The following is a 23,907-nucleotide window of genomic DNA, read 5'->3' as shown; positions in this document are numbered from 1 at the left end:
CGTTTCGGCCTGTTGTAGTCACGAGGGAGCGCTTCGTGAGATATTCCGCAGCAGTAACAACAACAGAATAACGTCCAAGCAATATACAATTGGCATCTGCGATCATCAGTCTTGCCCTTTAGGGTATAGGCCGGTTTAAGCTGTGCTTCTTGCATGTTTAAGGGCGAATTCATTTGAACGTTTTATTGCTAGAGTTTATGATGCAGGTTACGAGAAAGGAATGGACTTCTATTTTCACAGTAAAGGAGGACGTTCACGCATGTCTGAAAACCAACAAGAGGTGGCCGTAACACAAGAAGCTACCAAAGAGTCTCGGGATGTACTGGACCAATTGATGAAACCGGAGGTTCAGCAATCGCTAACCGTGCTGGTAGAGAATCTGCCAAAGTTGACTGAGATGGTTACTTTGATGACCGATGCTTATGATGTAGCACGCAGTCTGGCAACTGACCCTGTCTTTATCGGAGATATGAAAAACTCCATGGGAGAGTTTGTGAAGCCTGTTACAGATTCGGCTAAAGGATTGGCTTCTGCTGCAATTGAAGCAAATGACCGTGTACAAACTACGGACGGCAGTGTAGGTCTGTTTGGCCTGCTCAAAATGCTTAAAGATCCTAATGTACAAAAAACGCTGCGTTTCAGCCAGGCTTTCCTGGATATTCTGAATGAGCGCCAACGCGAAAGCAAATAATTACCTGATCGAGAACGGAGGATGGACATGTCGAAGCAAATTTTGATCTTGGGCGGCGGATACGGCGGATTGCTGGCCGCTCTTACAGCACGCCAGCATATGGACGCTAGCCAAGCAACCATTACAGTGGTAAACCGCTTTGCGTCGCACCAAATTATTACGGAACTGCACCGTTTGGCGGCAGGTACAATTGCCGAAAAAGCTGTGGCGCTTCCTTTGGAAAAACTGCTGCGTAACAAAGATATTATCCTGAAAGTGGATACTGTTTCCGAAATCAAACCGGACGATAAGAAAGTAACTCTGGCCAGTGGTGCTACGTTGAGCTATGACGCTCTCGTTATTTCCCTGGGCAGTGAAACGGCATACTTCGGTATTCCGGGGCTGCAAGAGCATAGCTTCACACTGAAATCAGTGGCAGAAGCCAATCGCATCCGTGCACATGTGGAAGCTCGTCTGGATGCTTACAAGCAATCCGGCAACAAAGCAGACGCTACCATCGTTATCGGTGGCGGTGGTCTGACTGGTGTTGAGCTGGTGGGCGAATATGCTGACAAACTGCCTGCAGTTTGCCGTGAAAAAGGTATCAACTACGAAGATATCAACTTGTATTGCGTAGAAGCTGGACCATCTATTTTGGCGGGCTTCCCTCAACCACTGGTTGATCGTGCAGTAACAAGCCTTGAAAAACGTGGCGTTCAAATTGTAGCGGGTGTTCCGATTACAGAAATGAAAGCTGACGAAGTTCTCCTGAAAGACGGCCGTTCGATCAAAACGAACACACTGATCTGGACAGGCGGCGTACAAGGTAACGCACTGGTTGGCGCATCCGGTATTGAAGTAAACCGCGGTCGTGCAACTGTGAATGGCGCACTGCAATCGACTTCCCATGAAGACATCTTCCTCGCTGGCGACAGCGCAGTGGTGTTCCCAAGTGAAGGCGAGCGTCCATACCCTCCAACTGCACAGTTGGCTTGGCAAATGGGCGAAACAGTGGGTTACAACCTTTTTGCTCACTTTAACGGAGCGAAAATGGAACGCTTTACGCCAGTGTTCTCCGGTACACTGGGCAGCTTGGGTAGAACAGACGCGATCGGTACTGTAGGCGCGAATGGCACCCAACTGAAAGGCGCTGTAGCTACTTTGATGAAAGAAGGCAGTAACATCCGTTACCTGTCCCATATCAAAGGACTTTTTGCACTGGCCTACTAATATTTATATGGTTTATTAAAAGAGAGCGCTGTTCAGCGCTCTCTTTTTTTCATTCTTCGACACTAGCAATGCTTACACATTTCACAAATAGCCTTAACTCACTTCATCTGGGCTAACTCCTCCACCTGTGCTGGAGGGAGCGCGCCATCAAATATACTCAGCTCATCTATAGATCCTTTGAAAGCAGGGTCCCACCAGTTGACCCCTAAGCTGAAGGTTCCCGATTTAGAGGTAAAGACATCCGGGAATCCTGTTCCGGTAAACTGAATTTTGCCATTCACATACACCTCTAACACTCCATGATCTACAGTGAAGGCGAGATGCGTCCATTCATTGGTTTTGATCTTTAGGCCGGTACTACCAGTATACCAAGTTGAACTGCCGGACCAGACCATAGTGTTATCCTTCTCGGGTCCTCTGGGCAGAAGGCTAACCCAGTGGTTGCTATCCATAGCTCCAAAAAAAGTTGGTGTATGCACAGTCAACTCGCTAGGTTTTACCCATAGTGACACAGAATAGGCTGAGCTGGATATGAGTCCTTCAGGCAGAGCAATACCTGACTGTCCATCAAGAACTAAGGCTTGGCCCCTTACGCCTTCAGCATAGGATACATTTCCTCCTTGACGATCAATCCGGTCACCAATAACCTTACCATTGGCAAAAGCATCATTCTGATCCTTTAGATTATTTTCAAATGGATACGAAGCGGTCAATCTTGCCTTCTCATAAGGAGATGCCGTAATGTGAAAAGTTTTGTCTCGACTGCTATCCCCTTTAGCAATAGTAGCTGTCAAAGTGGCGGATACAGCCTTTTCACCGATTGCGGGGCGCTTGATTTCGCCTGTATCGGAAATGACGCCTGGGTCTGAAGTTTTCCAAGTAATCGAGGATCGTCGACTGCCTTCCTTCGGAAGCGTCAAATTAGCCGTCACCCGGCTCGTATCACCAAGATCTAATTCACGATACACACTGTCAACGACTGTCGTATCCGGCATATCAGGGAACTTACTGCCCCAGGCCATTTCACCTTTACTGGATAGAACTGTAAACGCCAAAATATATTGATTCGTTACCTGGTCCCATTGTCTCAGGAATACTCCATCAAACACAGTGCCATCCAGTGTGAGTTGGATATTCGCATCCCCTGACTTACGCCATGTTCCTTGTACATCGCCTTCAATCGTATGATCAGCTCTAAGCTGAATAAACTGCGTATTTTTGATCGTTGCCGAAGAATCACTGCCATGGTTTATATATTGATAATCGCCAATGAATTGTTTCTCATCCAGCTTTGTAAGCGTCTCGCCGCCGTAACGGTAAGGAGCCACCACAGGCCAGTCATCCTGATTCATGAACATTTGGTGTACACGCAGCTCATGAGTCTCCCCCTGCTGAGGGAATCGGGTATGGAAGACAACAAACATCTGTCCGGTTGCAGGATCGGTGTACACCGAGTTATGCCCAGGAGATACATAGCCGTAGCCCACACCTGTACCTGGATCGCCTATTTTGTTATCGAACAAGAAGTTACCCATTAATTTGTTGCCATAAGCTACATTTTTAGTGTTTGCTGGCAGAACAGCGTTCTGTCCTTTGGCATCCTTATAAGGTCCCGTCGGATTCTTGGAGCGAAATAACCTCATGTTATACCCACCGTCCGCTGCAAGTCCGCCGTAGGTTACATACAAATAGTAATAACCCGTTTTTGGGTTGTATTCAATATACGGACCTTCCCCGGACTCACCGTATCCACCTGCAATCTTGGTGCCAAAATAACGATCAATCAGCCGGCCATCCTCTGTAGTTCCATCTTGGCCTGGGTAGATCGGTTTGCCAGTGGCTTTATCCAGCTCCAGCAAAAATATTCCTCCGGACCATGAACCGTACGTCATCCATAAGCGCCCATCTGTATCATAAAAGACTGCTGCATCGATTGCATTTGGAAACACCCGATTCGCGTAAGAACCATCAGCATTAAACCATCCTGCTCTGGGCCCCTTCAGCTTGCCTTCATTAATAAGTTGAGAAATCGGCGTATTTGTCCACTTTTTATCCACTTTGCTATCTTTATCGAATGCAGTTTCCTTTGTAAAACCAGTATTCACAATAGTATCCACATATTGATAGGGTCCTTCAATGTTGGGGGCAACGGCAATACCGATCGCGGAACGTATATAGGTGGAGGAGGCACTATAATAAATCATGTAGGCCCCTTTTGTACCATCCTTATTGACATAATGCTCATTCCAAAACACATCGGGCGCCCATACCGAGAACCCTCCTTTGCTGTCTGCATCATTCTCACCCGCCCAAGCAAAAGATCCAGCCAGATTCTTGGATAAATCTCCGTAAAGGGTATTCCTGGGTGTTGTGTAACCGTTTGCAAAAGAAGTCCAATTTGTGAGATCTTTGGACTTCGCTGCGGCGATATGCGACCCAAATACATAATAAGTGTCACCGTCTTTGACAATCGAAGGATCATGAACCGATACATTAGAGAAGGTAGGCACATCCTGCTTATTGTTCTGGTTCGGCTCTGCTGCTGCAATGTCTTTTGTACCTAATGGTACGGTTGCAATTCCCAATAATAAAGCCAATGTTAATGCAATACTCGACCTGGCTCTACGTTTAACAAAACTTCTCATCGTATACATTGTCCCCTTTCTAAATTGGAATACAGTGATACATTCTGCTTTCATCGCTAAAATACCTTTATATTTATAAATATTATTAATGTATTTATGAATTACATAGCTGTAGGAAAGAAAGAATAATCTATAATTAGGTATATATTATAAATTATGGTTGACGGTATGCGTTTGTGGAGGTACGTTATATATGAATAAAACAGTTATGTTTGTTTGTGAGCTGTTTATGAAAAAAGGAGGGTATTATGAAAATCAGGTTATTCGTATGCTTTATGATCTTAATTAGTATTGCTACTGCACACTCGAATTCGACATCAGCCCAAGCTCAGACCCCTATACACCTGAAGGTAAATAATCATTTCGTTTTATACACCTATCCTGCATCACCTTTTGTGGATACGAAGGGGAGATTACTTATACCGCTTCAAGCGGCTGAAGATATATTGGGTGGTAAAGTAACTTACAATGCAGCGAGCAAAACCGCTTCTGTTGATATTTTGGGGCGTAATGTAACGGCTACGATCGGTTCACCTGAAATATCAGTTAACGGTGAACTGTCGACGATGGACACAGTACCCATCATGAAAAGCAACGCGATGTTTTTACCAGTATCCATTTTGTTAAAGGATACAGATGCGCAGATGGAGTGGGATTCGAAGCGAGGTTTATTAAAGCTAAGACATGATAGCTTTACGGAAAGCCCAGTTCTTATGAAATTTATGGGACAAGATTTAGCCAAAGTCATTGATGCGAATGCGTTTGATCTTACTTCCTTTGACTGGGATCAAAAGCAGGGCGAATTGAATATTCATGCTACGTATAAGAGCGACTTATCGCCCGTCTTCAAACAAGTTGACTTTAATCCTATGATTGTGTATAGCAAAGGGACCTATAGTGTAGATCCTTATTCTAAACCCGGTTCATTTCACAAAGTCAAAATAACCAGCGCAGGTCATTTGGTGTATACAAAAAATATCGGTACAACTAATGCCGATAGTGATTATATAAAATACATTACTTCTGTAGGCAGGCTGATTCAATAATTGAATTCATGATGTTTGTACATCATAAAAAAGCGACAAAGGCTATAATGCCTTTGTCGCTTTTTTAAAAGATTAATTTTTAGAAGGTAGTGATTTGGCTGCTGTTGCCTTTATTACGTACATATCCAACGACTTTGGATACAGACTGTCTGTCTTTAAGGTAATCACTAACGCCATCTGTCAGGTTGTTTTTTTGGTTGTTCGAAAGTTTATTCCAGTCATCCGAATTTACATAAACCTCGACGATAGCTTCACTGCTGTCGCCTCTTACGGTGAAATCAAAGCCGACTCCGTTATAGGTACCATATCTATCAGACAAGTTACGTTGGATCGTGCTTGTATCCAGAGAAGAAGCTATCTTTTTAATCGTTACATCGCCTTTGCTGTTCGTTGTAAAGGTCGCCAATTTATCTCTATTACTGGAGTTCTTCACTGTGCCGTCAATATCGGCATCCTTAAACTCTTTCAAAATATCATCTACGATGTCTTCCAGGTAGCTTTCCTTTCTGCTATCGGATAGGTCATCCCATCTGGCTTTTGTCATTTCGATGGTCACGTCAATATCACTTTTGTTACCATCCAGTGTGATATCCGAGTTCGTATTGTAGGAATCACTGTAATCCTTGTTCAGTTGCTTTTGTAGATCTTTCAAGGTGCTTGAGCTATTTTTGCTCGCATCATCTTTTAACGTCTGATTGTCTTTTTGCAACTGGGCAATGGTAGCGTCTTTCGTTGTGTTCGCTGCTTTGGCTGTGTTCAGTTCCTGAGTCAGCGTTGTAATCTGGTTGTTCAGTGCTGTAACCGTAGATTGATCAATAGGAACGCCGTTGTCAGTAATGACTACGCGTTTGTTTGTGCCATCCCAGGTTACTTTTTTATCCAAAGCTGTACCTGCCAGCTTCAGCGGGATATACGTCACGCCATCCAGCAGAAACGGTTCAGTTTTTGCATCCGAGGCAACCTCGGTTCCGTTATAGATAATTTTAATATTGTTATATACTGCTTGGATCGGCTTAGTTACTTGCGCAGCATATGTAGATTGGCTGAACAGAGCCCCAGAGATGGCCAAGGCCGACACGGCAGTGATGATGACTGGTTTCTTCATGGACTTCAATGATTTCATTCGTTGGTCTACCCCTTTATTTAAGAATTATAGCGTGATACATAGACTAGAGTAACATTAATACATACAAAATCCAACAGGTTGGAAGGGTTGTTATTGATTGTGCTTATATTAGTTAGACGCAAAAGCGATTGTAAAAGTTGCCCTGTTTGCGTAAATAATTTTCCAAGAGTAACCGAACAAAATAAAACAAGCTCGCTGCACAAGACAGCGAAACTTGTTGGTAGTACAGTACATTAAAGCTCAAAAGTCCGATTATTTATGGTCCTTCAGCTTGCCTGCTGTTTCCTGAAGATGACCTTTGGCTTTATCCAATTTACCTTCGGCTTGAAGGGACTTATTATCCGTGGCGTTCCCAATTTGATCCTTGATTTCGCCTTTAGCTTTATTAACATTACCTTTGATTTTATCGCTAATTCCGTTATCCTTCATGGTATAGCCCTCCTCATATAATCAAACTTTCATTCAGCATGCTGTAGTTAGTCATTACCCGAGCGAGGGTAATACGAAACGTAAGGCTGTAGATCACAGACAGGGGCATAATGTTAAATATGGAGTTCATTAGATCGTGAAATGGGGAGTGAGCATATGCTCAAAATTTTATTGTTTATTCTCGTTATTCAACTTATTTATGTATCGGCGTACACACTGCGCATGATTTTGACGCTGAAAGGACAGAAGTACATTGCTGCACTCATCAGCACCGTGGAAGTTACAGTTTATGTGTTGGGTTTGAATGTCGTGCTTAAGTATCTGGATCAAGTGGCAAGTCTTGCGGTATACGCTATAGGCTACGCAGTGGGGATTCTTATTGGAGCGTGGATTGAGGAAAAAATAGCGCTCGGTTATGTCACCGTGAAGGTAATCAGCAATGAGATCAATGGAGGAATTGCCAATGCGCTTCGAGACAAAGGCTACGGCGTTACGGCTTGGCTGGGCAGTGGACGTGATGGAGAACGCCTAGTGATGGAAATATTGGCCAAACGAAAAAACCAGGATAAGCTGTATCAATCCATTCTAAAGCTAGACCCCAAGGCTTTTGTCATTACAGTTGAGCCGAAACAATTTCATGGTGGTTTCTGGACCAAGGCCATCCGCAAATAAGGATTTTGGTAAAATGCGCATATTTTCCGTAGATTGGAGCATATTAATACCCGCACAGGAGTGAATTAACAGTATGCCGACAGGGGATGTTCCCCTATAACAACCGAGGGGGGATATAGATGTACAGACGCCAGGCCCCGGAAATCATTCCAGAGGAAAATACGGCTATTTGGTCGTGTACCAACGAGGGTTGCAACGGATGGATGAGAACGGATTTTACCTTTTTGAGCGAGCCGGCTTGTCCACTTTGCCAAGCCTCGATGGGGCAGGAAATGCGGATGCTGCCGATTCTCAATCGAGCGGGCAATTCCTTTGTCGCTCAGCGCTCTTAAGTGAAGGGTAAGCCCATGATTACGCTGTAAAGTTTATAAACGCCAAAAGCCGCTCCAGCGACATGCTGAGCGGCTTTTGGTTGTGGAATATTCACGAATTATGGCCTCTTGAGGGACTGCACGGAATCACGATATACAATATGCCCCTGTACAAGGACTCGACCAAAACGACTGCCAGGATGGCTTATTTTTTTCATCATTGAGTCCACCGCGGTACGTGCCATTTGCTCAATGTCTACTCCGACTGTGGTCAGTTGCGGAACAATAAGCGTGGCGTATACATCGTTATCAAAGCCGACTACAGAGCAGTCCTCAGGTATGCGGTATCCCAGACCCACCAGCTGGTGCACCAGATTGTGAGCGACCTGATCGCAGTTACACACAAAGGCGGTCGGCAGCGGCTGAGGCAGCTCCATTTCAACATAAACTCCTTCGTCGTCCCGGTCACTGAGCACCCACTCGTTACGGAGGGGCAGCCTGTGCTCCAGCAAGGATTTATAGTAGCCGAGGAAACGATCCTGGATACTGCTGGTGGAATAGATATTACCCACATAAGCAATATCCCGGTGCCCCTGGGCAATCAAATAATTGGTCAGCTCGTAGGCACCGTAGAAATTATCCGTCACCACAGAGTCGATATCGGCATGCTCATCATAAAAATCAAGAAACATTTTAGGCTGGTCCATGGTTTGTACCAGCTCAATATACGGCTTGCTCACTTGTCCCAAAAGAATGAAGCCATCCACCTTACGATCGTAATAAATACGTGGCAGATTAAGCTGTTCTTCGTCCTCACGATGGAGGATGTGAAGGATACCGTAATAGCCGTATGGCTCCAATGCCCGTGAAATTTGCTGATAAATGTGCAGGTAAAACGATTGGCCGGGACCGGTAAAACGTTCAGGGATGATCACACCAATGTTATAGGTGAGCCCCTCCTTCATGGATTTGGCAACGGTATTGAAACGATACCCCATCTCGCCTGCGAGCGTCTTAATACGTTCCTTTAACTCCTCGCTAACCCCATCCTTGTCATTGAGCGCCTTCGACACGGTCACGCTGCTTATTCCCAGCTTATCCGCAATATCCCGCATCGTTACGTTGCTCTTCATTCCTGTTCCGCCTTCCAATTTTAAAAAGATACGCATTTTGCCTATAGCCAGTTAACGGTTACAAAATGCTGATGTGAATATGAATAGCTTATCCGCTTGTAGAAATTCAATTAGCTTAGCGGTGCAGCTGCTTGGTTTAGATACAAGGACTAGCCGTATAGCTGCCCATAGAACAACGATTAGCCTGCGGGTAACAGTTGTTCTATGGATAGTATACATGGTTCGGCAAGCAGGATAAAGCTTACGGCTTAGATCCGCTGGGAAGGACGGTTGCTTGCTTGCAATAGCGCTTCATTACGATGGATCAACTCACGCCGGACAGCGGCGCTGCCGAGAGAACGCAATGGGTCGGACGGTGTATTGAAGGTGTAGTCCTCCAGACGGGCGATGGTGGTCTTCGCTACGTGGATACGGGTATCACTGGATGCGTAGTATATAAAGACTTCATCTTGCTCGTTAACAACTGCCCCATTGCAAAAAATAACATTCGAAACGTCGCCCACGCGCTCCTCATCGTAAGGAGCCAGAAAATGCCCACCGGGCTTGGCAATGACGCGCGTAGGGTCTTCCAGGCTGGTGGCAAAGGTATACAGCACATATCGCAGACCAGCAGCTGTATTGCGTACCCCGTGAGCGATGTGAATCCAGCCGCGGCTTGTTTTGATTGGGGCAGGACCCTGCCCGTTCTTAACTTCGTATACCGTATGATAGCAACGCTCATCAATGACTGTCTCATGTTCAATCACGGGCTGTGTTATATCTTTGCAGAGGCCGAACGCGATGCCTCCGCCTGAGCCGGTGGAAATAAACCCATCTTGGGGACGAGTATAGAAGGCGTACTGACCGTCCACAAATTCGGGATGCAGGACAACGTTGCGTTGCTGCGGAGACTGGGTAGTGATGTTGGGAAGCCGGGTCCATGTGCGAAGATCACGAGTACGGACCAGTCCAGCCTGGGCGACAGCGCTGGAGGTATCGTGGAATGGCGCGTCAGGGTCCTTCTTTTCCGAGCAATAAATACCGTAAATCCAGCCGTCCTCATGCTTCACCAGTCGCATATCGTACATATTGGTTTCTTCCGGGTCGATATCATCCCACACTAGGGGGGCGTCAACGAATCGAAACTGATCAATGCCGTTATCGCTCTCTGCTAAGGCAAAAAACGACTTTCGGTCCAGTCCTTCGGTGCGCGAAACAAGAATGTATTTTCCTTCATGATAGATCGCTCCAGGATTCAATGCCGCATTTACACCCAGGCGCTCCATGAAAAAGGGATTGGCTTGTGCATCCAGATCAAACCGCCAGTGAATAGGGACATGATGGCGAGTCAGCACCGGATAGAGGTAGCGTTCGTAGATGCCGTTATAAAAGGAGGTTTTAACCTCATTGGGACGTGTAATCAGTTCTTCTTGCTGCTGCAGCAGCTCATTGTATTTGTTATGGATCATTGTTTTTCCATCCTTTCTAGCATTTCTATGCAAAAACGGCTGTTATGATATGGGCACTTCCAAGGGCCCGCGATTTCTCTGGCGTCAGGCTTACCATCCGCTTGAACTGACCAGAACCATTCGCCTCTGGCGCGTGGATCAATGATATATTGCCGGGTATAGGTCCATAAATTTTGTACAATTTGCAAAAATCGTGCATCCTGTGTCCGCTGAAACGCATTGTAAAAACCAACCATTGCCTCGGCCTGTACCCACCAAATGCGTGAAGTATCTATCCGCTCTTCCTCCCGCTCGTTGATGAGCGATCCGTCTGGCTGAATAGCCCGCTCAGCTACCGCGCTCGCAATATCCACCACCATATTTACATACTCGGATGGATGATAATCCAGCACATTCATGGCGTCCTCCATCAGCCAGCTGGCTTCGATGTCGTGACCATATGAGGTCAGATCAAGCAGAGAGTGCCATTCACGGTCGAAGAATACTCCCAACTGCCGCGCGGAAGCATCGTAAACACGATGATATAAAATGTCCAGCACGTTTTTCAGTGCAGTTCGAACCTCTTCGTTTGGCTGGGCGCGCAGTAATTGGGTATACGCTTCCAAAACATGAATATGCGTATTCATAGTAATATGCGCGGTGACTCCATTTTCGCTGAGCAGCTCATTAGGCTGCGCGTTCCACGAACGATCATATTGTTCGCCGTATGCCTGTAGAGCGGAATCATATCCTTTTTGCTCTACTAGGTGAAACAGTTCCATTGCCAGTGGTAGTGCATTTGGGTCATCCGTAGCTCTTGCATACTCTGCCAGTGCATAGATCGCAAATGCCTGTGCGTATACATGCTTGCACGTATCTACAGGTTGCCCGGTGTAGTCCACCATCCAGTATATTCCTCCGTGTAATGGATCGAGCAGATGATCTTGCAGAAATGTAAAGGCATGGCGTGCCGCATCTGCATAAGCGCGTTCACCTGTTACACGGGCTGCTGCTGAAAAAGACCAAAGTAGCCGCGCAGTAGCGATGCCACCTTTGTCCGCTTGTTCATGGATGTGTAGATCCACGTCTACCTCGCCATAAAATCCACCATGTGCTTCATCCTTCAAGCCTAGCCAGAATGGGAGTATGTGTTCCTTCCATTCTTGTCTAATTTCGTGTACTAGTGTTTCCAAGAGACAAAGCCTCCTTCGGAAATGATTTATTAGTTTATCGATAACTTTACAATAGTATCATATCTATGCGTTTATAAACTGTCAATCATGACAAATCTATGTTTTTTATAAGTACAGCCTAAGTTTATCAACAAAAAAATATTGTAATTGACACAGTAAGCGCTAACATAATAGAATGATTTTGTTAGTTTAACGATAACCTTATTAAAAACAACAGGAGGGGTCGTCTCATGAAGTTGTCCAAGGTTTTGATGTCATTGCTATCTGTGCTTTTGTTAGCGGGGCTGTTTACTGGCTGTACCTCAAAGAAGGATGCGCCAGGCGCCAGTTCTGATTCGAAGGGGCCGGAAGGGGAAATTACGGTGATCACACAGCGGACAGATATTGTGGATACCGTATTTCAGGATTACGCCAAGGAATTTAACAAGCTTTATCCGAACGTGAAGGTTAATTTTCAGGCATTGGCCGATTATGACGGTCAAATTAAAATTCGGATGGGAACCCGGGATTACGGAGATGTCTTACTGATTCCTGGCAGTATCCCCATTGAAGAGCTGCCCAATTTCTTCGAGCCTCTAGGTACTTATGACGAGATGAAAAACAAGTATACCGGCATTGAGGAGCGTACGGTGAATGGTAACAGCTACGGCATTCCGATTGCGATGGTTTACTCTGGTGTGATTTATAACAAAAAAGTGTTCAAGGAAGCAGGAATCACAGAAATCCCCAAAACACCAGATCAATTCCTGAAAGCATTACAGCAAATTAAGGACAAAACGAAGGCAGTGCCGCTGTTTACGAACTATGCTTCTGGTTGGGCACTGACCCAATGGGAGTCTAGCTTGGCAACAGTAGCGGGTACAAAGGAATACGTAAATGTCACACAACCGAATTCAGATGACAATTTTACGAAGGGTCAGCCTCATTATGATCTATATAAGGTTCTGTACGATGCAGCTAAAAATGGTCTGATCGAAAAAGATCCAACAACTACAGATTGGGAGACCTCCAAGGCGGATCTTGCTCAAGGCAAAATCGGTACGATGGTGCTTGGCTCTTGGGCGATTGATCAGATCAAAAGCGTAGCTTCTAACAAGGATGATATCGGTTTTATGCCTTTCCCAACGAATGCCTCCAAGGTCCTTGTGCCGCTGGCAGGTGACTTTAACCTCGCTATTAACGTAAACAGTGAAAATAAAGAGGCAGCTCGTGCCTGGGTGGATTGGTTTACCGAAAAGTCCAACTATGCTGTAGAGCAGGCAGGTAGCATTAGTCCACTGAAGGGTGCCGCAATGCCTGCCATTTTGAAGCAGTATGAAAATGAGGGAGTTGTTTTTGAAGCGCTAACCCCGTCTCCGAAGGGGCAGGAAGGAATTGTCGATAAAATCGATAAAATGGGCGAAATCGGCTTATGGCAGCCTGATTTCAAGAAACGCATTATTGAGGCAGCGGTGGGTAACCGCTCGGAATCGTATGACACCATTATGAAGGATCTGAACGATGCATGGGTGAAGGCGCGTGCTGAAGTGGCAGCCAAGGAAGCAAAATAGCCATCTGAACTGAACATAAGAAGAGATTGATTGACAGTCGATGGACGGATAGCCAGGAGGTGCAGCATGTTTAAATTTTCGAATCTCAGCTACTCCAAACAAAGAATAGCGATTATTGTTGCCTTTTCATTTATTCCGCTGGCGCTGCTGGTCACTTTTGCGTACTTGCCGGTGATCAATATGTTTAAATACAGCTTTTCGGATTGGAACGGCTATAGTAAGCGTCTGGAATATGTGGGCTTTGAAAACTATATCAAAATCTTTACCGACCCCGAGTATTTCTCGGTGTTTAAGGTCAGTCTGTATTACTTTGTAGCTACGTTTGTACAGATGGGTTTGGCCCTTTATTTTGCAACCATTCTCAGCTTTCAAACCTGGTTTAAAAATTTCTTTAAAGGCATTTTGTTCTTTCCTTCCCTGATGAACGGGGTGGCGATTGGTTTTATTTTTCTATTCTTCTTTAAGCCGGACGGTACCCTCGATACACTGCTTCAGGCAGTGGGGTTGGGTTCATATGTCAAGCTGTGGCTGGGCAACCCGGAAATTATTAATATTTCGCTGTCAGGTACGTCGATCTGGAGATACATGGGTTTTAACTTTATTGTGTTTCTAGGCGCGATTTCTTCCATATCCAGTGATCTATATGAAGCAGCCGATATCGACGGAGCCAACCGCTGGCATCAGTTCCGCTCTATCATTTTGCCGACCATCAAGCGAATTTTGCAGTTGAACTTGATCTTGGCGATTAGCGGCGCGATCAGTGCATTCGATATTCCTTACATTATGACCGGTGGCTCCAACGGCAGTAAGACATTCGTCATTCAGACGATTGATGTCGCATTCAAATACAGCAAGGTTGGTTTAGCCTCCGCGATGGCGGTTGTTTTGCTGCTGATCGTAATTGCTGTTACGCTGCTTCAGCGGTTGCTGATTCGGGGGGAGGAGGACTAACTATGTATAAGCTAAAAAGAGTGCTGGCTAACAGCATCAAGTATGGCGCGCTATTGCTAGGTGCGTTCATTGCTCTACTGCCCATTGTTGTGATTTTGTTTGCATCATTGAAGACGAAGGCTGAATATGCGGCAACCAGTCCTCTGACTCCCCCGGTGAACTGGCTGAACTGGGCAAACTACGCCAAAGCTTTTGTGGATGGAAACATGCTAACCGGATTTATGAACACAGCTTTTATTTTGCTGATCTCCATCATCGGGGCTACATTGACCGGTTCCATGATCGCGTATATTTTGAATCGTTTTAAATTTAAAGGTAAAAGTCTTATGCTGGGTGCGTTCCTGCTCGCTACGCTTATTCCAGGGGTGACGACACAGGTATCGACCTTCCAGATCATTAACAAGCTGGAGCTGTTTAACACGCCTTGGGCAGCTATTTTACTGTATTTGGGAACCGATATTATTGCGGTGTATATTTTCCTTCAGTTTCTGGATTCCATCGCGGTGGCGCTGGATGAGTCGGCTATGCTGGATGGGGCCTCCTATCTGACCATCTACTGGCGTATTATTTTGCCACTGCTGAAGCCTGCCATTGTGACGGTGATCATTATCAAGGGTGTTAATATTTACAACGATTTTTACACCCCGTTTCTGTATATGCCCAAAACAAGCCTTCAGGTGATATCGACGGCATTGTTTAAGTTTAAAGGGCCCTATGGATCGCAATGGGAGGTCATTAGTGCGGGCATTATCATTGCGATTATTCCGACGCTGGTTGCGTTTTTATCATTACAAAAATATATCTATAACGGATTTGCACAGGGCTCAGTGAAATAGAAAGAAATAAAATCAAACGTGTAGGTGAGAGGAGAGTCAAGTATGAGTAAATTAAATGTGGATTTGAATGTAGGTAATGTACGAATTGTAGGAGATAGCCTGTCCAAAATGCCATGGCAGGATAAGCCGGAAGGCAGCGAGGCCCCGGTATGGAGGCATACGGAAAACCCGGTCATTGGACGAAATCCGGTGCCTGGCATTGCCCGTATTTTCAACAGTGCAGTAGCCCCGTATGAGGGACGGTTTGTAGGGATATTCCGTGCTGAAACGATTAATGGACGCCCACATCTGCACCTGGGCTGGAGTGATGACGGATTAGCTTGGGATATTGAAACGGAACGTTTGCATATGGTTGATGAGGAAGGGAATGAGTATCAGCCTAATTATGCTTATGATCCGCGTCTGGTTCGAGTGGAAGACACGTATTATATCATCTGGTGCACAGATTTCTATGGAGCAGCGCTGGGGATCGCACAAACGAAGGATTTCAAAAGCTTTGTACGATTGGAAAATCCGTTCTTGCCGTTTAATCGCAACGGAGTGCTGTTGCCTCGCAAGCTAAATGGAAACTTTATGTTGCTATCCCGTCCGAGTGACAGTGGTCATACGCCGTTCGGGGATATTTTCCTGAGCGAAAGTCCTGACTTGGTCTATTGGGGTAAGCACCGTCATGTAATGAGCAAGGGTGGCCAGGGCTGGTGGCAATCGGTGAAGATTGGCGGCGGACCAGCACCGATTGAGACAACCGAGGGCTGGCTGATGTTCTACCACGGAGTGACAGGTACGTGCAATGGGCTGGTATACAGCATGGGAGTAGCCGTTCTTGATCTGGATGATCCGTCTAAGGTTAAATATCGTTCCTCCAACTTCGTATTGACGCCGGAGGAATGGTACGAAGAACGGGGCTTTGTGCCAAATGTGGTGTTCCCGTGTGCTACACTGCATGATGCGGACACTGGAAGAATTGCTATTTATTATGGAGCCGCTGATACGTATGTAGGTATCGCATACACGACAGTAGCTGACATTATGAAGTATGTCGTCGCAACGGATGAAGTAGTCGCAGATGACCGTGAGTCAGGCCGGATGTAGGAGGAAATTTACATGCCGGAGGATATGTCTTTACAGCAGCTACAGTCCTATATGGGAAGCAGTCCCAAGCCGCAGGATTTTGATACGTACTGGGAACGGGCACTACAGGAGCTGGAACAACAGCCACTGGAGTATACACTGGAGCCCGCCGATTTTGTCTCTCCGCTGGTGGAGTGTTACCATCTGTATTTCAATGGAGTAGGCGGAGCAAGGGTTCATGGGAAGCTGGCTCGTCCCAAGCATTTTACGGAACAAGGTCCAGCCTTGGCTATGTTTCATGGGTATTCCTGCGACAGTGGCGACTGGTTCGACAAGGTGAGCTATGCAGCACACGGATTCACTGTGCTGGCCATGGATTGCCGAGGGCAAGGCGGGCTGTCCGAGGACAATTTGCAGGTTCAGGGAACGACGGTTCGCGGCCAGATTATTCGCGGAATTGACGACCCGGACCCGGATCGGTTGTATTACCGCAACGTATTTTTGGATACGGTACAAACGGTGCGCATTCTCATGTCTATGGAGCAAGTTGACCCTGAACGTATCGGTGCATTTGGCTGCTCCCAAGGCGGGGCGCTGACGGTTGCTTGCGCTGCATTGGAGCCGCGTGTCCGTGTGGCTGTCCCGGTATATCCGTTCCTGTCAGACTATAAAAGGGCCTGGGCACTGGATGCAACGACATCTGCATACGAGGAATTGGTATATTATTTTCGTTGGTTTGATCCCAATCATGTACGTGAGGACGAAGTGTTTAACCGCTTAGGCTACATCGATATTCAACATTTGGCAGATCGGATTCGTGGTCGTGTGTTGTTTGTGACGGGGCTGTCGGACATCATCTGCCCACCTTCCACACAGTTTGCAGTGTACAATAAAATCGTATCTAACAAGGAGATGCTCCTGTATCATGAATACGGTCATGAGTATTTACCCTATCTATCGGATCGAGCCATGAGCGAATTTTTGAAGCTGTAGGGGTTGAACTTAACCAAGGGCTCCTTTATAGTAATAGCTATAACCTTCGTGAAGCGTAATAAATGAATGCCCCATTTGTATAACCTCAATAATATGGTTTGAGGGTCTCTACCAGGAACCGATAAATCCTGATTACAAAAAGTGTACGTCTTGTACATTTCTTGTGGTCAGGATTTTTTTGCGTGTTACGAGGGATTTACATGACAGCAAAGGAGCTAATGTAATGAACTTCAAAGTAGCTATTCTAACCATTGCGACCTTTACGGTAGGTCTGGTGGAGTTGATTATCGGGGGCGTGCTGCCCCAGATTGCACAGGATCTGAATGTCTCTGTAAGCACGGCAGGACAGCTAATCATGATCTATGCGCTCGTGTACGCTATCGCCGGACCGACTTTGTTAGCGTTAACCGCCAAAGTTGAACGAAAACGACTGTACTTGTGGTCGATGTTTATCTTTATCCTGGGAAGTCTGCTGGCTTTCTGGAGTCCGAACTATGCTGTGTTGTTTATATCTCGTATCATTACTGCTGCCAGTGGGTCGTTGATCGTGACATTGTCACTGACCATTGCGGTTAAAGTGGTGTCCAAAGCTTATCAGGCCCGCGTCCTCGGTGTAATCTCCATGGGGGTCAGTTCCTCTATCGTGCTAGGCATCCCAGCCGGGGTGCTGATTGGAAATGCGTTTGGCTGGCGGGTGCTTTTCCTGATTATTGCCTTGTTGACGGTAGTCTCTATGATCATTATGAATTTGTTTATGGAGCGGATTCCAACGGAACACGTTGTGCCTATGCGTGAGCAGTTGAAGTCCCTGAAAAACGTTAAAGTGATCAGTGCTCATCTGGTAACCACATTAACATTAGCAGGGCACTACACGTTGTATGCTTATTTCACACCATTTTTGGAAAACCTCATGGGTTTGAACGCCTCATGGGTGAGTGCAGCCTACTTCGTCTTTGGCCTGGCGGCAGTGAGCGGCGGCTTTATCGGCGGTTCTTTGGCGGACCGATTCGGCACAGCGAAAAGCATTCTAATCGTCGTGGGTGTGTTTATCGCCGTGATGTTCCTGCTGCCGTTCTCGATTCACTCGATGTATATGTTTGCACCACTCCTGATTATCTGGGGGATTTTGAGCTGGGCCTTGTCGCCCCCGATGCAAAGCTATCTTATTGAAAATGCACCCGAATCGGGCAGCATTCAGCAAAGCTTTAATTTCTCTGCACTTCAGGTTGGGATTGCTCTTGGTTCTGCCTTGGGAGGGGCAGTGATTGAGAATAGCGAGTCTGTTGCCACCAACGCTTGGGTAGGCGGGGCATTTGTGATTGTTGCCTTTGTCTGCGGCGTATTTTCCATTACCAGAGCGGGGACATCGCAGACAGTCAGAGGACACCATTCTGTTTCATAGTGCGATAGGCTATCGCCCTCTTTTATAATACGAGAAAACATGCTATACTACACACAATTATGAAGAAGGAGGTGAGGTAGGTGAATCACGAGATGCTGAACAACCGTATTAGCCAGCTGCCGATTGCTATGGCTGGCATTGTTCATGCTTTTCCATACAACGGGAGAAGTCTGTCCAATTTTAATCATACGGTTGTAAACATCGCGAGAAGACGCCTACCTTAACTCGAACGGATTGCTATATCTTCCGAAGAGTCGCGGGGTTGCTCCTGCGGCTCTTTTTGTGTTACCCGGGTAAGGGTCTTCCTAAATAAAGGAGAGCCTGAACATGCATATTATAAACGGTCAACAATTGAAAAAATACCACGCTGCCAACCTGATTTTGGATGGTGCAACGTTTGATATCCATAAGGGAGAAAAGGTGGGGCTTATCGGTCGCAACGGAAGCGGCAAAACGACTTTATTACGCCTAATTGCACGCTTGTCCCACCCGGATGAAGGGCAGCTCGTCATCGCCAAGGATACGAGAATCGGTTACCTGCCGCAAATCCCGGCGGAGTTTGATAGCTTCACCGTATATGAACCGCTGGCTTACGCCTATCGTGAGCTGCGGGATTGCCGTAACCAGATGAGCACGCTGGAACGAGAAATGTCTGATCCGATGGTGGCGGCGAATCCGGGGCTTTTGGAAAAGCTGCTGCAAACATATGCTTCCCTACAGGAGCATTTTGAGCGTAACGGCGGCTACGAAATAGATGCCAATATAGATCAGGTAGCGGATGGGCTACGTATTCCCAGAGCTATGTATACGCGCAACTTTGGATCACTTTCAGGCGGAGAGAAAACAAAAATAGCGCTGGCGTCACAGCTCATTGGACGACCGGATTTGCTGCTGCTGGATGAGCCAACCAACCATTTGGATCTGAAAGGACTGGAATGGCTGGAGCAATTTTTGCAGGGCTACACAGGTGCGTGTGTGGTTGTATCTCATGATCGTTATTTTCTGGATCGAGTTGCTGGTAAAATAATCGAACTAGAGGACGGCGAGGCCTTTACGTACTATACGAATTACAGCGGCTACATCAAGGAGAAGGAAGAACGTCTGCTGCTGCAATTTGAGGATTATAAGGAACAGCAAAAGCGGATTAAAAAGATGAAGGAGGCCATTCGGCGTTTGGAAGAGTGGGGACGCAATGGCGACAATGAGAAGTTTTTCAAAAAGGCAGCCTCCATCCGCAAGGCGCTCGAACGAATGGAGCTGGTGAAGCGGCCTGTACTGGACCCGCAGGGAGCGGAATTTAACTTAAAGCTGGAGGATCGTTCCGGTCGCAGGGTGCTTCAATTCGAGGGCATCACCAAAGCCTATGGAGAACGTCAAATATTAAACGGGGCAACAGGCAGCCTGGAATTTGGTGAAAAGGTAGCCTTGCTGGGCGATAACGGCACAGGCAAAACGACGCTGCTCAAGCTATTGCTTGGTCAGGAAGGTGTAGATGCAGGCACGGTCCAATGGGGTGCGCGCGTCGAGTACGGATATTTGGCGCAGCAAGAGAGAGAACGGGATAGCCGGGCGACGGTGCTTGCTTACTTCAAGGAGGAAGCCGGGCTGGAAGAAGGCGAGGCACGCGGACAGCTGGCGAAGTATTTATTTTATGGTGCGGATGTGTTTAAACCCGTGAGCATGCTGTCCGGTGGGGAGTGGTCCCGCCTGCGGCTGGCGCTGCTGGTTATGAAAAAGCCGAATTTGTTGGTGCTGGATGAGCCGACCAACCACTTGGACATCGACTCCCGCGAGGCCTTAGAGGAAGCGCTGAGCACCTACACGGGAACGGTGCTGGCGATTTCCCATGACCGCTACTTTGTGAACAAGTTGGCTGAGCGCGTGTGGGAGCTGGAAAATGGGAAGCTGTCCTTTTATCTGGGCGGCTTTGATGAATACCGCGCCAAGAAGAGGGAGCTGGATAACGCCCGCCTGCTGAGCGAGGCGGATGCAGGAGTACGTTCGGCACCTGCAAGTAGAGCCGCATCTGGTGGCGGCTCGGTCGCGGGTTCGGCTGCGTCTACGGGTTCAGCCAGCCGTGGCACGGGGACGGCTGCGCGGATAAGAGCGACCACGGGAGCCGATGCGAGCTGCGCTCGCTCCGGGGCGGCAGGTCACTTGGGGACGCCCGATGCCTGGAGTGGGGCACACGGAGCGAAGGCCGCGAAGCCATCTCGCCATCCCGCTGCGTTGCGCGAGCGGTTGGAGCGTGCGATTGCCGCCAAGGAAGCTGCATTGGCGGCGACAGATGCCGAGCTGGAGCTACTCGGCACAAGCAGCGACACAGCGCGCATGGCGGAGCTGTGGAATGCCCGCGAGCAGCTGCAAGCGGAGCTGGATGCGCTGCTTGGCGAGTGGGTTGAACTGGATTAGATGATAGGCTGGTTGCTGGGCCAGCAATGTATATTTGCATTAAAGGATAGCCCTGAGGTAGCACGCCTGCTGAGGGGCTATTTTTGTATGGTAAAGAGAGTGAGTGAAAATAGAATAACCATATATTTAAATAATTTGATATTAATAAATTATTATCTTTTTATTTTACATATAAAGTGAACCGTTTACATTTCGCAACATGTGATATTTTTAAACTGTATGGTTAATATGGACCATTGTTAACTGAAGTTTACATCATCGATAGACATCTTATATATCTAATGCCCGCGTTGCGACTATTTTACGATTCGTTATGGATGGGGGAAATAGTATGTCGGACTCCTTGCTGGAGGTTAGCCAGGTGACGAGAAAAATGGGAAAAAGGTATTTGTTAGATCGTGTTTCTTTTAAGCTTCAAAAAGGAAAGATATATGGATTTATTGGACCTAATGGGGCCGGTAAAACCACAATGATGCGAATCATGACTGGATTAATGCAGCCAACCAGCGGTTCTGTAAAGATAGCTTCATATGATGTGCACACGGATCGGGAAAAGGCGCTATCCAAGGTAGGGGCCATCGTTGAATCTCCGGTCTTTTTTGATTATATGACAGGTAGGCAGGTTTTGCGCAACTTGTCACGGCTGCACTCTGAAATTGCACCCTCTGATCGGGAGGAACATATTGAAGAATTACTTACAAAGGTGAGATTAGAAAAACGAGCAGATGACAAGGTGAAAACCTATTCTCTCGGAATGAAGCAAAGACTAGGCATTGCGCAGTCCATGCTAGGTGCTCCTGAACTGCTGCTGCTGGATGAACCGTCCAACGGTCTTGATCCCATGGGGATGAGAGAGTTGCGAGATATTGTGCTTCAGCTGCGTGCTTCAGCGAATTATGCCTTTTTTATCTCCAGTCATCTACTGGATGAATTGCAACAGATGTGCGATGAACTCATCGTAATTAAAGAAGGCAGGCTAGTTTGGCAGGGGCCAGCTGATCAGCTGATCAAGGAAGGCCAACGTCTGGAGGACGCTTTTATGGGGTTAATGGGACTATGAAGCAATTAATATACAGCGAGTTCGAGCGATTATGGAGACGGAAATGGTTCTGGCTTTTGGTATTATGTACACCAATGCTAGCCTGTTCGACAGGAGTATATTTCTTGCGCACGATGAAGATTCCTGTAGAGGTATTATCCTTAAACTTTGTCGTTACGGGTCTGCGTGAGAATTTGTTTTTAGCATGTAATATAGCTGTGGCTGCTTTAGCGGCTGCTGTATACACAGAGGAATTTCGAAGCGGGCAACTGCGTTTGTTGTTTATGCGCCGGTTTACCCGCGGTCAGATTTTCTGGAGCAAGCTGTTGGTTTTGAATACATCTATCTTGTTTCTTCTCATGGCATTTGCAGTATCCTCGCAGGTGATCGTTGAAGTATGGACTCTTTCATATAATATAAGTGATGAGGGGCTGTCTGGATCTCAGGGATTGCAGATGCTTGAATACTATGGTTGGGCACTTGCCTCATTATTAGCGATAAGCTCCTTATACTGCTTTGTTGCTATGTACAGCAAGAGTGTAACGTATGCAATTGGTGTTTGCATGGTATACAATCTGGGCTCACTGTTATTTGATTCATTGTATTTAAAATTGGCTGCTTTGGTTTCTCATATCCCCTACTTATACAATGTGATTGCATTTATGATTGTTCCATATATGCAGCATACAGGACTAGATAGGTCCTTAATGGGGAATTCGTCTGTGAATGGAGCGATTATCACTGTTGTTAGTCTATATCTTATCTTTTTTACTTGGGGGGCATACCGCCGTTTTGTGACCGATGACTATCTATATTAGGAGGATTTCCTCGTGCTAGGAATCTGGCGAAGTGAAATGGAACGAATTTGGAATCGTAAATCCACTTTTTTATTATATATAGCCTATATATTAATCGTAATTGCAATTATATGGAGTCATAAAGTAACGGGTACGAAGGTCTTACGTTTTGGTGAAGGAACTGTGGTCGTAAATAATCTCAACCTGCCGTGGCTGATGATGAGTGAGGCTGCTTTATTTCTCCTTACAGCAATCCTGCCCATTCTGTATGTAGATCAATTAAGCGGGGATCTCTATTCTGGAGCCTATAGGCTGTATATGATACGACCGTATCGACGTTTTAAGTTCTGGCTCGCCAAGTTGCTCGCACTATCAGCCTCGACAGTCATTTTCATAGGAACAAGCTTGCTTATAGGTGTAATCGCTGGATGGATATTTTTTCCGCACAGCTCTACTTTTTTTAAATATGGTTCATCTATTGCTTCTCTCCGGTCGGATGCTATCCCCTACATACTTGCGTTTTATTTGGTATTAACGCTGGTTTGCCTAGCAAAGCTCATGTTGAGTAGCGCTATATGTTTATTTGTGTCACGACCGTTATTTGCCTATATAGTGATTCTTATCTTATCCGTATTTCTCTTCGAGTTGTTTAGGCCACTCATTATGTTTATGGATCCATTTCGAGAAATATTGCTTGCTCTAAGGGTTGACAACTCATTTGAATTTTGGATGTGTGCAGGAGGAATGATTATAGCCTGCATGATGGTTAGTTTTACACAATGGCAAAAAAAGATTGTTTAGAAATAAGACTTTGCAACCTAAACATTATAAAAGCAAAAAAGATCCAGGTAACCTTTTGAAGGTTACCTGGATCTTTTTTTATACGCATGTTGTTGGAATTCGTGCGGCAGTGCTAGATAGGCTTGTGTATTAAATCCAATATAAGGGTTCCCATTGTGATGTGGAAATGCGGT

22 protein-coding genes and 1 riboswitch are annotated in these 23,907 nt (G+C 46.4%); of the genes, 16 read left to right on the top strand and 6 right to left on the bottom strand.

Annotated elements, in window-relative coordinates; genetic code table 11:
• Window positions 1-259: 259 nt before the first annotated feature.
• Together ABEW32_RS01980 and ABEW32_RS01975 are read left to right on the top strand one after the other, a co-directional pair.
• Entirely contained in the window at window positions 260-691 is a 432-nt protein-coding gene (locus tag ABEW32_RS01980) for a DUF1641 domain-containing protein (protein WP_017426146.1), read from the top strand.
• Between the two features lie 27 nt (window positions 692-718).
• Window positions 719-1,900 (top strand): NAD(P)/FAD-dependent oxidoreductase, encoded by a 1,182-nt coding sequence (locus tag ABEW32_RS01975; protein ID WP_430184218.1) that lies wholly within the window; start codon window positions 719-721, stop codon window positions 1,898-1,900.
• A gap of 98 nt (window positions 1,901-1,998) precedes the next feature.
• Here ABEW32_RS01975 and ABEW32_RS01970 read toward each other — a convergent pair whose 3' ends face one another.
• Window positions 1,999-4,545 (bottom strand): LamG-like jellyroll fold domain-containing protein, encoded by a 2,547-nt coding sequence (locus ABEW32_RS01970; protein ID WP_430184216.1) that lies wholly within the window; start codon window positions 4,543-4,545, stop codon window positions 1,999-2,001.
• Window positions 4,546-4,793: 248 nt separating this feature from the next.
• On the opposite strand from ABEW32_RS01970, the gene ABEW32_RS01965 reads away from it, so the two are divergent.
• Entirely contained in the window at window positions 4,794-5,591 is a 798-nt protein-coding gene (locus tag ABEW32_RS01965) for a copper amine oxidase N-terminal domain-containing protein (protein WP_430184214.1), read from the top strand.
• A 79-nt stretch (window positions 5,592-5,670) separates the two neighbouring features.
• Here ABEW32_RS01965 and ABEW32_RS01960 read toward each other — a convergent pair whose 3' ends face one another.
• Window positions 5,671-6,714, bottom strand: a complete 1,044-nt coding sequence (locus tag ABEW32_RS01960) for a stalk domain-containing protein (protein WP_430184212.1) — start codon at window positions 6,712-6,714, stop codon at window positions 5,671-5,673.
• A 255-nt stretch (window positions 6,715-6,969) separates the two neighbouring features.
• Window positions 6,970-7,146: a CsbD family protein gene (locus ABEW32_RS01955; protein ID WP_013373642.1), complete on the bottom strand. Its 177-nt coding sequence runs from the start codon at window positions 7,144-7,146 to the stop codon at window positions 6,970-6,972.
• A gap of 156 nt (window positions 7,147-7,302) precedes the next feature.
• Between ABEW32_RS01955 and ABEW32_RS01950 the strand changes: the two genes are divergently transcribed.
• On the top strand, window positions 7,303-7,818 hold the full coding sequence (locus tag ABEW32_RS01950) for a DUF2179 domain-containing protein (RefSeq protein ID WP_430184210.1): 516 nt from the start codon (window positions 7,303-7,305) through the stop codon (window positions 7,816-7,818).
• A gap of 119 nt (window positions 7,819-7,937) precedes the next feature.
• The gene (locus ABEW32_RS01945) at window positions 7,938-8,150 is read left to right on the top strand and encodes a cold-shock protein (RefSeq protein ID WP_430184208.1); all 213 of its coding nucleotides are present in this window, start codon (window positions 7,938-7,940) and stop codon (window positions 8,148-8,150) included.
• Between the two features lie 98 nt (window positions 8,151-8,248).
• Here ABEW32_RS01945 and ABEW32_RS01940 read toward each other — a convergent pair whose 3' ends face one another.
• The 3 genes from ABEW32_RS01940 to ABEW32_RS01930 form a co-directional block, all read right to left on the bottom strand.
• A complete protein-coding gene (locus tag ABEW32_RS01940; protein WP_430184206.1) occupies window positions 8,249-9,262 on the bottom strand; it encodes a substrate-binding domain-containing protein in 1,014 nt (337 codons plus the stop codon).
• Between the two features lie 248 nt (window positions 9,263-9,510).
• Window positions 9,511-10,710 carry a glycoside hydrolase family 130 protein gene (locus ABEW32_RS01935; protein ID WP_430184204.1) on the bottom strand — a complete coding sequence of 400 codons (1,200 nt, stop codon included), beginning with the start codon at window positions 10,708-10,710 and terminating at the stop codon, window positions 9,511-9,513.
• Window positions 10,707-11,882: an AGE family epimerase/isomerase gene (locus tag ABEW32_RS01930; protein ID WP_430184202.1), complete on the bottom strand. Its 1,176-nt coding sequence runs from the start codon at window positions 11,880-11,882 to the stop codon at window positions 10,707-10,709. Before ABEW32_RS01930 ends, ABEW32_RS01935 begins: the two co-directional genes overlap by 4 nt.
• 230 nt (window positions 11,883-12,112) lie before the next feature.
• Here ABEW32_RS01930 and ABEW32_RS01925 point away from each other — a divergent pair, with 230 nt between their 5' ends.
• The 11 genes from ABEW32_RS01925 to ABEW32_RS01875 all read left to right on the top strand — a co-directional run bounded on the left by ABEW32_RS01925 (window position 12,113) and on the right by ABEW32_RS01875 (window position 23,734).
• A complete protein-coding gene (locus ABEW32_RS01925; protein ID WP_430184200.1) occupies window positions 12,113-13,432 on the top strand; it encodes an ABC transporter substrate-binding protein in 1,320 nt (439 codons plus the stop codon).
• 66 nt (window positions 13,433-13,498) lie between these two features.
• Entirely contained in the window at window positions 13,499-14,383 is an 885-nt protein-coding gene (locus ABEW32_RS01920) for a carbohydrate ABC transporter permease (protein WP_430184198.1), read from the top strand.
• Window positions 14,384-14,385: 2 nt separating this feature from the next.
• A complete protein-coding gene (locus tag ABEW32_RS01915; RefSeq protein ID WP_430184196.1) occupies window positions 14,386-15,219 on the top strand; it encodes a carbohydrate ABC transporter permease in 834 nt (277 codons plus the stop codon).
• 42 nt (window positions 15,220-15,261) lie between these two features.
• Window positions 15,262-16,311: a glycoside hydrolase family 130 protein gene (locus tag ABEW32_RS01910; RefSeq protein WP_430184194.1), complete on the top strand. Its 1,050-nt coding sequence runs from the start codon at window positions 15,262-15,264 to the stop codon at window positions 16,309-16,311.
• A 12-nt stretch (window positions 16,312-16,323) separates the two neighbouring features.
• Window positions 16,324-17,283: an acetylxylan esterase gene (locus ABEW32_RS01905; RefSeq protein ID WP_430184192.1), complete on the top strand. Its 960-nt coding sequence runs from the start codon at window positions 16,324-16,326 to the stop codon at window positions 17,281-17,283.
• A gap of 55 nt (window positions 17,284-17,338) precedes the next feature.
• A riboswitch (purine riboswitch) is annotated at window positions 17,339-17,438 on the top strand.
• 68 nt (window positions 17,439-17,506) lie between these two features.
• Window positions 17,507-18,685, top strand: coding sequence for an MFS transporter (locus tag ABEW32_RS01900; protein WP_430184190.1), 1,179 nt, complete (start codon window positions 17,507-17,509; stop codon window positions 18,683-18,685).
• An 80-nt stretch (window positions 18,686-18,765) separates the two neighbouring features.
• Window positions 18,766-18,909 (top strand): RAxF-45 family protein, encoded by a 144-nt coding sequence (locus ABEW32_RS01895; protein ID WP_016822706.1) that lies wholly within the window; start codon window positions 18,766-18,768, stop codon window positions 18,907-18,909.
• A gap of 103 nt (window positions 18,910-19,012) precedes the next feature.
• Complete coding sequence (gene abc-f / locus ABEW32_RS01890) at window positions 19,013-21,097, top strand: ribosomal protection-like ABC-F family protein (protein WP_430184188.1); 2,085 nt, start codon at window positions 19,013-19,015, stop codon at window positions 21,095-21,097.
• A 331-nt stretch (window positions 21,098-21,428) separates the two neighbouring features.
• Entirely contained in the window at window positions 21,429-22,157 is a 729-nt protein-coding gene (locus ABEW32_RS01885; protein ID WP_430184186.1) for an ABC transporter ATP-binding protein, read from the top strand.
• Window positions 22,154-22,954, top strand: coding sequence for an ABC transporter permease (locus ABEW32_RS01880; RefSeq protein WP_430184184.1), 801 nt, complete (start codon window positions 22,154-22,156; stop codon window positions 22,952-22,954). Before ABEW32_RS01885 ends, ABEW32_RS01880 begins: the two co-directional genes overlap by 4 nt.
• Window positions 22,955-22,966: 12 nt before the next feature.
• The gene (locus tag ABEW32_RS01875; protein WP_430184182.1) at window positions 22,967-23,734 is read left to right on the top strand and encodes an ABC transporter permease; all 768 of its coding nucleotides are present in this window, start codon (window positions 22,967-22,969) and stop codon (window positions 23,732-23,734) included.
• The last annotated feature ends 173 nt before the right edge of the window (window positions 23,735-23,907 follow it).

It is taken from the genome of Paenibacillus jamilae (assembly GCF_050482105.1).
In the GTDB taxonomy this organism is placed as follows: Bacteria; Bacillota; Bacilli; order Paenibacillales; family Paenibacillaceae; genus Paenibacillus; species Paenibacillus jamilae_B.
The sequence above is the reverse complement of the archived record's forward strand: the minus strand, read 5'-3'. Positions and strand labels throughout refer to the sequence as shown.

Bases quoted from the DNA above. Each gene is read 5' to 3' on its own strand.
- ABEW32_RS01980 (WP_017426146.1), top strand. From the start codon at position 260: ATGTCTGAAAACCAACAAGAGGTGGCCGTAACACAAGAAGCTACCAAA.
- ABEW32_RS01975 (WP_430184218.1), top strand. From the start codon at position 719: ATGTCGAAGCAAATTTTGATCTTGGGCGGCGGATACGGCGGATTGCTG.
- ABEW32_RS01970 (WP_430184216.1), bottom strand. From the start codon at position 4,545: ATGAGAAGTTTTGTTAAACGTAGAGCCAGGTCGAGTATTGCATTAACA.
- ABEW32_RS01965 (WP_430184214.1), top strand. From the start codon at position 4,794: ATGAAAATCAGGTTATTCGTATGCTTTATGATCTTAATTAGTATTGCT.
- ABEW32_RS01960 (WP_430184212.1), bottom strand. From the start codon at position 6,714: ATGAAATCATTGAAGTCCATGAAGAAACCAGTCATCATCACTGCCGTG.
- ABEW32_RS01955 (WP_013373642.1), bottom strand. From the start codon at position 7,146: ATGAAGGATAACGGAATTAGCGATAAAATCAAAGGTAATGTTAATAAA.
- ABEW32_RS01950 (WP_430184210.1), top strand. From the start codon at position 7,303: ATGCTCAAAATTTTATTGTTTATTCTCGTTATTCAACTTATTTATGTA.
- ABEW32_RS01945 (WP_430184208.1), top strand. From the start codon at position 7,938: ATGTACAGACGCCAGGCCCCGGAAATCATTCCAGAGGAAAATACGGCT.
- ABEW32_RS01940 (WP_430184206.1), bottom strand. From the start codon at position 9,262: ATGAAGAGCAACGTAACGATGCGGGATATTGCGGATAAGCTGGGAATA.
- ABEW32_RS01935 (WP_430184204.1), bottom strand. From the start codon at position 10,710: ATGATCCATAACAAATACAATGAGCTGCTGCAGCAGCAAGAAGAACTG.
- ABEW32_RS01925 (WP_430184200.1), top strand. From the start codon at position 12,113: ATGAAGTTGTCCAAGGTTTTGATGTCATTGCTATCTGTGCTTTTGTTA.
- ABEW32_RS01920 (WP_430184198.1), top strand. From the start codon at position 13,499: ATGTTTAAATTTTCGAATCTCAGCTACTCCAAACAAAGAATAGCGATT.
- ABEW32_RS01915 (WP_430184196.1), top strand. From the start codon at position 14,386: ATGTATAAGCTAAAAAGAGTGCTGGCTAACAGCATCAAGTATGGCGCG.
- ABEW32_RS01910 (WP_430184194.1), top strand. From the start codon at position 15,262: ATGAGTAAATTAAATGTGGATTTGAATGTAGGTAATGTACGAATTGTA.
- ABEW32_RS01905 (WP_430184192.1), top strand. From the start codon at position 16,324: ATGCCGGAGGATATGTCTTTACAGCAGCTACAGTCCTATATGGGAAGC.
- ABEW32_RS01900 (WP_430184190.1), top strand. From the start codon at position 17,507: ATGAACTTCAAAGTAGCTATTCTAACCATTGCGACCTTTACGGTAGGT.
- abc-f (WP_430184188.1), top strand. From the start codon at position 19,013: ATGCATATTATAAACGGTCAACAATTGAAAAAATACCACGCTGCCAAC.
- ABEW32_RS01885 (WP_430184186.1), top strand. From the start codon at position 21,429: ATGTCGGACTCCTTGCTGGAGGTTAGCCAGGTGACGAGAAAAATGGGA.
- ABEW32_RS01880 (WP_430184184.1), top strand. From the start codon at position 22,154: ATGAAGCAATTAATATACAGCGAGTTCGAGCGATTATGGAGACGGAAA.